This is a genomic window from Azospirillum sp., assembly GCF_035627195.1.
Lineage (GTDB): Bacteria > Pseudomonadota > Alphaproteobacteria > Azospirillales > Azospirillaceae > Azospirillum.
On record NZ_DASPMG010000247.1, the window covers coordinates 1 to 8,744 of the forward strand.

Below are 8,744 nucleotides of genomic sequence, written 5' to 3' on the forward strand. Positions count from 1 at the left end.
GTGATGCAGCGAAACGGCCTGCGGACGGGCCGGCGGCCAACAAATGGAGACCATCACCCATGAGCTTTCGCGCTTGCCGGTGAAGTCCGTCCGGTCGCGAAAGCTCATGGGTGATGGTCTCCATTTGTTGGCCGCCGGCCCGTCCGCAGGCCGTTTCGCTGCATCACAGCAAGGCGCGTGCCGCTTCGTTGAGCCGGCGGATTGCCTGAATTCCCGACGTTCTTCGGCCGGGAACCTGTCCGCAAATCCGACACGGCGTTCGGTATCCCGGACATAAGGCGTATGCCCTACGAGCAGGTCCAGTGAATTTTGTGCGACGCGGCAATTGGTACGGGCGAGTGGTGATACCGCTTGACGGTCCGCGCAATCGTGCCGACACTCTGCCAAACGCCGCGAGAACGACGGCATGGGACCAGAGCGGGGCACGCCCAAGCACCCGCCGGGGAGGACGATGACGCACGAGACCACCCGCGCCCGGAATCCGGCCGCGCCCCGCACGATGGCCCCCAAACGGGCCGCCACGGCGGGGGCGTAGCATGCCGCGCCTTGCCGCCAACCTCACCATGCTCTTCAACGAGGTGCCGTTCCTCGACCGCTTCGCCGCGGCGGCGCGGGCCGGCTTCACCGGCGTGGAGTTCCTGTTCCCCTACGACCACCCGCCCGAAGACGTGGCCGAGGCCGCCAAAACGGCCGGCGTGCAGGTCGTGCTGTTCAACATGCCGCCCGGCGACTGGGCGGCCGGTGAACGCGGCCTCGCCTGCCTCGCCGACCGCGAAACGGATTTCGTGGAATCGGTCGAACGCGCGCTGATCTACGCCCAGGCGCTGGACTGCCCGACGCTGCACCTGATGGCCGGCATCCCGCCGGCCGGCCTGCCGCGCGCGACGGCGCTGGACCTCTACGCCGAACGCCTCGCCCACGCCGCGCACCGCGCCGCCGACCACGGCCGCACGCTGGTGATCGAGCCGCTGAACGACCGCGACATGCCCGGCTACCTGCTGCGCACCACCGGCGAGGCGGCGGAGATCATCGCCCGTGTCGGCGCCCCGAACCTGGGCCTGCAGTTCGACCTCTACCACGCGCAGATCATGGAGGGGGACCTCACCACCCGCCTGCGCCGGCTGGCCCCGGTGATCCGCCACGTGCAGATCGCCGGCGTCCCCGACCGGCACGAGCCCGACGGCGGCGAGTGCGACCCGCATTACCTGCTGCGCGTACTGGACGACATCGGCTACGCCGGCTGGGTCGGCTGCGAGTACCGGCCGAAGGCCGGCACGCTGGCCGGTCTGGGTTGGGCCAAGCCGTATCTGGCCGAACGCCATCCGGGGGGTGCGTGATGGCCGGCGTCCTTCTGGGCTGCGTCGCCGACGACGTGACCGGGGCGTCGGACCTCGCCAACACGCTGGCCAAGGCCGGGCTGCACACCGTGCAGACCATCGGCATCGACGGGCTGGCCCAGGCACCGGCCGACGCCGAGGCGATCGTCGTGGCGCTGAAAAGCCGCTCCATCAAGCCCGCCGAGGCCGTGCGCCAGTCGGTGGAGGCATGGCGGCGGCTGAAGGCGCTCGGCGCCCGGCAATGCTATTTCAAGTACTGCTCCACCTTCGATTCGACGGAACGCGGCAACATCGGCCCGGTCATGGACGCGCTGATGGCGGAAACGGGCGGCGCCTTCACCGTCGCTTGCCCGACCTTCCCGGAAAACGGGCGCACCGTCTACCAGGGGCACCTGTTCGTGTGGAGCCAGCCGCTGCACGAATCGCCGCTGAAGGACCACCCGCTCAACCCCATGCGCGACGCCAACCTCGTGCGCGTCCTGCAGGCGCAGAGCCGCACCAAGGTCGGTCTGGTGGACTGGCAGACGGTGGCGCAGGGGCCGGACGCCGTGCGCGCCGCCTTCGGCGTGCTGCAACGCGCCGGCGTGGGGGCCGCGGTGGTAGACGCGCTGACCCTGGGCGACCTCGCCGCCATCGGGGAGGCCTGCGCCGACTTGCCCCTGGTCACCGGCGCCTCCGGCCTCGCCGCCGGTCTTGCCACCAACTTCATTCGCGCCGGGCTGGCCGAGGGGCGAAACGCCACCGCCCTGCCGGCCGTCGACGGCCCGGCGGTGCTGCTGGCCGGCAGCTGCTCCCCCGCCACGCTGGCGCAGGTGGAGGCCGCCGGACGCCGCTACCCGGTGCTGCGGCTGGACGTGGCCGTGCTGCTGGCCGGAACGGACGTGGTGCCGGACCTTGTGGCGGCGGCGCGCGGGCATCTGGGCAGCACGCCGGTGCTGGTCGCCTCCTCCGCGCCGCCGGACGCCGTGCGCGCCGTGCAGGACCGCTTCGGCCGCGAGGACGCCGGCCGCACCGTGGAACAGGCCTTCGCTCGCCTCGCCGCCGCGCTGGCCCAGGCCGGTGCCCGCCGCTTCGTCGTGGCCGGCGGCGAGACCTCGGGCGCGGTGGTCGAGGCGCTGGGGGTGCAGGCGTTGCGCATCGGCGCGGAGATCGCGCCGGGCGTGCCGGCCACCGTCAGCCTGGGCGCGGTGCCGCTGGCGCTGGCGCTGAAGTCCGGCAACTTCGGCGGCGAAGACTTCTTCCACGACGCCCTTGAAGCCATGCCCGGGGAGTGCATGCCATGACCACCCTCATCACCGGCGGCAACGGGTTCCTGGGGCGCAAGCTGGCGCACCGGCTGCTGGCCAGGGGCGCGCGGGACGTGGTGCTGCTCGACGTGCAGGCGGGCGGGCCGCTGCCGGCCGGCGCCTCCGCCATCATCGGCGACCTGACCGACGCCGCGGTGCAGGAGCAGGTGCGCGACCTCGCCCCCGACAGCGTGTTCCACCTCGCCGCCGTGGTGAGTTCGGCGGCCGAGGCCGACTTCGACCTCGGCATGCGCGTCAACGTGGACGGCACCCGCGCGCTGCTGGACGTCTGCCGCGTGCTGCGCACGCCGCCCGCCTTCGTCTTCGCCAGTTCCGTCGCCGTGTTCGGCCACGCCCCGCCGGTGGTGGAGGACGACACGCCGGCCCGCCCGCAATCCTCCTACGGCGCGCAAAAGGCGATCGGGGAGCTGCTGGTCAACGACTATTCCCGCAAGGGCTTCGTCAAGGGGTGCGCTCTGCGCCTGCCCACCGTGGTGGTGCGGCCGGGCAAGCCGAACATGGCCGCGTCCTCCTTCGCCAGCTCCATCATCCGCGAGCCGCTGAACGGCGAACGCGCCACGTGCCCGGTGCCGGTCGCGCTGCCGCTCTGGCTCTCCTCCCCGCGCACGGTGGTGGACAATTTGCTGCACGCGCACGCCCTGCCGCCTGAGGCGTGGGAGGACGACCGCACGCTGAACCTGCCGGGCATCACCGCCACGGTGGCGGAGATGATCGCGGCGCTGGAGGCGGCCGGCGGCGATTCCACGCTGATCGACCACACGCCCGACGCGCGCATCGCCGCCATCGTCGGCAGCTGGCCGGGCAGCATGCGGACGACGCGGGCCGACCGCCTGGGTTTCCGCCGCGACGCCGGCATCGGCGCGGTGGTGCGCGCCTATATCGAAGAAGACAAACTAAACTGACATTGGGAGGAAAGCATGTTCCTGAAGAAGCTGGTGCTGGGAAGCGTCTTCGCGCTCGGCCTCGCCACCGCCGCCGGAGCGCAGGCCGAGGAGCTGAAGGCCGGCTATTCGCTGGCCCCCACCTCGCACTACGGCGCCAGCGCCACGGCGATGGGGGAGGAGCTGGCGCGCCTGTCGAACGGCAAGTGGACGGTGAAGCAGTTCCCCGCCAACGCGCTGGGCGGCGAGCGCGAGATGGTGGAAGGGGCGCAGATCGGCACGGTGGACATCGTCATCACCTCCTCCGGCCCGGTCGGCAACTTCGTGCCCGACACGCTGATCACCGACATCCCGTTCCTGTTCAAGGACTACAAGCACGCGCATGCGGTGCTGGACGGCCCGATCGGCCAGCGCATCCTGGACCAGTTCCCCAAGCACGGGCTGATCGCGCTGGCCTGGGGCGAGAACGGCTTCCGCAACCTCACCAACTCCAAGCACCCGGTGAAGACGCCGGACGACGCCAAGGGCCTGAAGATCCGCACCATGGAGAACCAGGTGCACATGACGGCCTTCAAGACCATCGGCGTCCTGCCCACGCCGATGGCCTTCCCCGAGCTGTTCACCGCCATGCAGCAGGGCACCGTGGACGGGCAGGAGAACCCCATCGGCGTGATCCTGTCGGCGAAGTTCAGCCAGGTGCAGAAGCACCTGTCGCTGACCCAGCACGTCTACTCCCCCGCCCTCATCATCCTGTCGCCGGCCGTGTGGAACAAGCTGTCGGAGCAGGAGAAGGGCTGGTTCAAGCAGGCGGCCATGGTCGGCGCCAAGGCCATGCGCCAGAAGGCCGAGGACGACGCCGCAAACGGTGTCGAGGAACTGAAGAAGCAGGGCATGCAGGTGGTGACCGACGTCGACCAGAAGGCCTTCCAGGAGGCGCTGAAGCCAGCCTACGCCGAATACGCCAAGAAGTTCGGCCAGGCGAAGATCGACGAGATCAAGAACTACCAGTACTGAAGACTCCCCTCTCCCGCCCCGGGAGAGGGTGACGCCGAAGGCGTCGGGTGAGGGTAAAGGCAAGGATCCTTGATTTTACCCCCACCCTAACCCTCCCCCGGGGCGGGGGAGGGAACTCCGCCGCCCCGAGGAGTGCCCCATGCTCACCGCCCTGTCGGCGATCGAACGTTTCCTGATGCGCTGGACCATGCGCGCCGCCATGACGCTGCTGGTGCTGGCCGCCTGCGTGTCGCTGTGGCAGGTGGTGACGCGCTTCATTTTCTCCGAACCCTCCACCTGGTCGGAGGTCACGGCGCGCTCGCTGGACATCTGGATGGTCTACCTGGGCGTGGCCGTCGCCTTCCGCCAGGGGGCCCTGATGGCGGTGGAGTTCGTGCACCAGCGCCTGCACGGCACCGCCCGCATCCTGCTGGTCGCCGCCATTTCCGGGCTGTCTCTGGGCGTGCTGGCGGTGATCGCCTGGGCCGGGTGGGAGATGGCGGGCCGCGTGAAGTTCCAGATGCTGGCCGGCGTGGAAAACCCCTTCACCGGCGATGGCATCTCCATCGCCATGGTCTACGCCGCCATCCCGGTGGGGGCGGTGCTGTCCATGGTCGGCGTCGTCGCCCGCGCGGCGGAGGAGATCGCCGCCGTCCGCCGCACCGGCACCGCGCCGGCCGCCCCCCAGGAAGTGTACGAGGTGTAGCGCCATGACCAGCTTCATGCTCTTCGTCATGGTGGCGCTCTTCGCGCTGTCGGTGCCCATCGCCGTGGCGATCGTGGCCGCGTCGGTCGGCGGCATCGCCTTCTTCACCACCATGCCGCTGATCGTGGTGGCGCAGAAGCTGATGACCTCGATCGACAGCTTCCCGCTGATGGCCGTGCCCTTCTTCATCCTGGCCGGCAACCTGATGGAGGCGGGCGGCATCTCCCGCCGGCTGGTGGACTTCGCCAAATCGATCGTCGGCAACATCCAGGGCGGGCTCGCCTGCTCCTGCGTGCTGACCTGCATGATCTTCGCGTCCGTGTCGGGGTCCAGCGTGGCGACCACCTTCGCCATCGGCGCCATCATCATCCCGGCGATGATCGAGCACCGCTACCCGAAGGAGTTCGCGGCCGCGCTGCAGGCCACCTCGGCCGAACTGGGCGTCATCATCCCGCCGTCGATCCCGATGATCCTCTACGGCGTGTCGGCCGAGGTGTCGATCGGCGAGATGTTCATCGCCGGCATCGGGCCGGGCCTGCTGATCGGCGGGGCGCTCACGCTGTTCACCTACGTCACCTGCAAGATCAACGGCTGGGGCAAGGACGACGCGGAGGGCAACATCGGCTTCCTGAAGGCGACCGAGCGCGCGGCGCTGGCGCTGATCATGCCGGTGATCATCATCGGCGGCATCTACCAGGGCGTCTTCACGCCGACGGAGGCGTCGGTGGTGGCGGTGTTCTACGCCTTCATCGTCGGCATGTTCGTCTACCGCGCCATCGGCTGGCGGGACGTGGGGCCGATCCTGCGCAAATCGGTGCTGTCGTCGGCCGTCATCATGTTCATCATCGCCGCCGCCGGGCTGTTCAGCTTCCTGATCACGCGGGCCGGCGTGCCGGCGGCCATCGGCGCCTGGATCGCGGCGGCGATCGAAAGCCCGTGGCTGTTCCTGCTGGCGGTCAACCTGTTCCTGTTCGTGGTGGGGATGTTCGTCGAGACCTCCGCCTCGATCATCGTGCTGGCGCCGATCCTGGCGCCGGTGGCCATGCACTTCGGCATCGATCCCGTGCACTTCGGCATCGTCATGATCGTCAATCTGGCGCTGGGCATGGTGACGCCGCCCTTCGGCGTGAACCTGTTCGCCGCCTGCCAGGTGGCGGGCCTGAGCCTGGAGCAGATCATCGGCCGGCTGGTGCCGTTCGTCCTGGTCATCCTCGCCTGCCTGATGGTCATCACCTACGTGCCCGAGGTGCCGCTGTTCTTCCGCAGCCTCGTCTATTGAGGAATTGAGAGATGATGGAAACCAAGCTCCTGATCGGCGGCCGCTTCGTCGACGCCATCGGCGGCGACACGATCCCCTGCGTCGATCCCTCGACCGGCGAGACCTTCGCCGCCATCCCGCGCGGCACCGCCGCCGACGTGGACCGCGCCGTGGAGGCCGCGCGCGCCGCACTCGACGGCGACTGGGGCGCCCTGACGGCGGCCGAGCGCGGGCGGCTGATGCTGAAGCTCTCCGCCCTCATCCTGCGGAACGCCGACGGACTGGCGGTTTTGGAGAGCCGCGACGTGGGCAAGCCGCTGGCCCAGGCCAAGGCGGACGTCACCGCCTGTGCCCGCTATTTCGAGTTCTACGGCGGTGCCGCCGACAAGGTGCACGGCGACACCATCCCGTACCTGAACGGCTACACGGTGATGACGCTGCGCGAGCCGCACGGCGTCACCGCCCACATCATCCCGTGGAACTACCCGCTGCAGATCATCGGCCGCAGCGTCGGCGCCGCACTCGCCATGGGCAACGCCTGCGTGGTGAAGCCGGGCGAGGACGCCTCGCTGACCACGCTGTACCTCAGCCGTCTGGCGCACGAGGCGGGATTCCCGGCCGGCGCCCTCAACATCGTATCCGGTTACGGCGAGGAGGCCGGCGCGGCGCTGGCCGCGCACCCGGGCATCAACCACGTCTCCTTCACCGGCAGCCAGGAGGTTGGCGTGCTGGTGCAGCAGGCGGCGGCCGTCAACATCGTGCCGGTGACGCTGGAGCTGGGCGGCAAGTCGCCCCAGGTGGTGTTCGCCGACGCCGACCTCGATCAGGCGCTGACCTTCGTCGTGCGCGCCTCGGTGCAGAACGCCGGGCAGACCTGCTCGGCCGGCAGCCGCGTGCTGATCGAACGGCCCATCTACGACCGTTTCACCGCCATGATCGCCGAACGCTTCCAGGCGCTGAAGGTCGGCCCGGCGCTGGACGACCACGACGTCGGCCCGCTGATCAACGCCAGGCAGCGCGACCGCGTCGCCGGCATGGTGGCCGCGGCGAAGGACGGCGGCTTCCCCGTGCTGGCCGAGGGGCGCATCGTCGACGGCGCCCCCAAGGGCGGCTTCTACGTGGCCCCGGTGCTGTTCGGCGACGTGAAGCCCGGCTGCCACATCGAACAGAACGAGGTGTTCGGCCCCGCACTCGCCGCCATCCCCTTCGACGGCGAGGCGGAGGCGGTCCGGATCGCCAACGGCACGCCCTTCGGCCTCGTGGCCGGCGTCTGGACGCGCGACGGCGGGCGGCAGCTGCGCATGGCGAAGAAGCTGCACGCGGGTCAGGTGTTCGTGAACAACTACGGCGCCGGCGGCGGCGTGGAACTGCCCTTCGGCGGCATGAAGAAGAGCGGCTTCAACCGCGAAAAGGGCTTCGAGGCGCTGTACGGCTTCTCCGCCGTGAAGACCGTGGCCATCAAGCACGACTGATACGGACGACGCCTGAAGGCGTCGTCCGTATCACCCTCTCGCCCCTTGCTGTGCAAGGGGCTGCCGGGTTTGACCGGCGGCGCTCGATGGAAGCGATCAAGCGCCGCCGGTATGACAAGAAGAAAGTGGAGGACAGAGCATGCGCCTGCAGAACAAGGTCGCCGTCGTCACCGGCGGCGGATCGGGCTTCGGCGAGGGGATCGTCAAGCGCTTCGCCGCCGAAGGGGCGAAGATCGTCGTCGCCGACATCAACGAGGACGCCGCCAAGCGCGTGGCCGGCGCGGTGGGTGCCGCCGCCACTGCCGTGCGCGCCGACGTGTCGGTTTCGGCCGACGTGAAGGCCATGGTGCAGGCGGCGGTCGACGCCTTCGGCCGCCTGGACATCGTCGTCAACAACGCCGGCTACACCCACCGCAACCAGCCGATGCTGGAGGTGGACGAGGAAACGTTCGACCGCGTCTACGACGTGAACGTGAAGTCCATCTACCTCAGCGCCATCCACGCGGTGCCGGTCTTCCGGGGCCAAGGCGGCGGCGTGATCCTGAACGTGGCCTCCACGGCCGGCGTGCGGCCGCGTCCGGGGCTGACGTGGTACAACGGCTCCAAGGGGGCGGCCATCACGCTGACCAAGTCCATGGCGGTGGAGCTGGCGCCCGACCGGATCCGTGTGTGCGCGCTGAACCCGGTGGCCGGCGAGACCGGCATGCTGCACCTGTTCATGGGCGAGGACACGCCGGAGAAGCGCGCCCAGTTCAAGGCGACGATCCCGCTGGGCCGCCTGTCCCTGCCC

Annotated in this window: 8 protein-coding genes; all 8 read left to right on the top strand. The window is 69.9% G+C overall.

Annotated elements, in window-relative coordinates; translation table 11 throughout:
- Positions 1-536 precede the first annotated feature (536 nt).
- Positions 537-1,337 carry a 2-oxo-tetronate isomerase gene (otnI, locus tag VED21_RS22360; protein ID WP_324886180.1) on the top strand — a complete coding sequence of 267 codons (801 nt, stop codon included), beginning with the start codon at positions 537-539 and terminating at the stop codon, positions 1,335-1,337.
- Entirely contained in the window at positions 1,337-2,620 is a 1,284-nt protein-coding gene (gene otnK, locus VED21_RS22365; RefSeq protein WP_324886182.1) for a 3-oxo-tetronate kinase, read from the top strand. The genes otnI and otnK overlap by 1 nt, the downstream gene beginning before the upstream one ends.
- Complete coding sequence (gene denD, locus VED21_RS22370) at positions 2,617-3,546, top strand: D-erythronate dehydrogenase (RefSeq protein WP_324886184.1); 930 nt, start codon at positions 2,617-2,619, stop codon at positions 3,544-3,546. The genes otnK and denD overlap by 4 nt, the downstream gene beginning before the upstream one ends.
- A gap of 15 nt (positions 3,547-3,561) precedes the next feature.
- Positions 3,562-4,539, top strand: a complete 978-nt coding sequence (locus tag VED21_RS22375) for a TRAP transporter substrate-binding protein (protein ID WP_324886186.1) — start codon at positions 3,562-3,564, stop codon at positions 4,537-4,539.
- 139 nt (positions 4,540-4,678) lie between these two features.
- The gene (locus tag VED21_RS22380) at positions 4,679-5,224 is read left to right on the top strand and encodes a TRAP transporter small permease (RefSeq protein ID WP_324886188.1); all 546 of its coding nucleotides are present in this window, start codon (positions 4,679-4,681) and stop codon (positions 5,222-5,224) included.
- A gap of 4 nt (positions 5,225-5,228) precedes the next feature.
- On the top strand, positions 5,229-6,503 hold the full coding sequence (locus VED21_RS22385) for a TRAP transporter large permease (protein WP_324886190.1): 1,275 nt from the start codon (positions 5,229-5,231) through the stop codon (positions 6,501-6,503).
- 11 nt (positions 6,504-6,514) lie between these two features.
- Positions 6,515-7,954 (top strand): aldehyde dehydrogenase family protein, encoded by a 1,440-nt coding sequence (locus tag VED21_RS22390; protein ID WP_324886192.1) that lies wholly within the window; start codon positions 6,515-6,517, stop codon positions 7,952-7,954.
- A gap of 139 nt (positions 7,955-8,093) precedes the next feature.
- Positions 8,094-8,744: glucose 1-dehydrogenase (locus tag VED21_RS22395; protein ID WP_324886193.1), on the top strand; the 651-nt coding region annotated here is incomplete at its 3' end.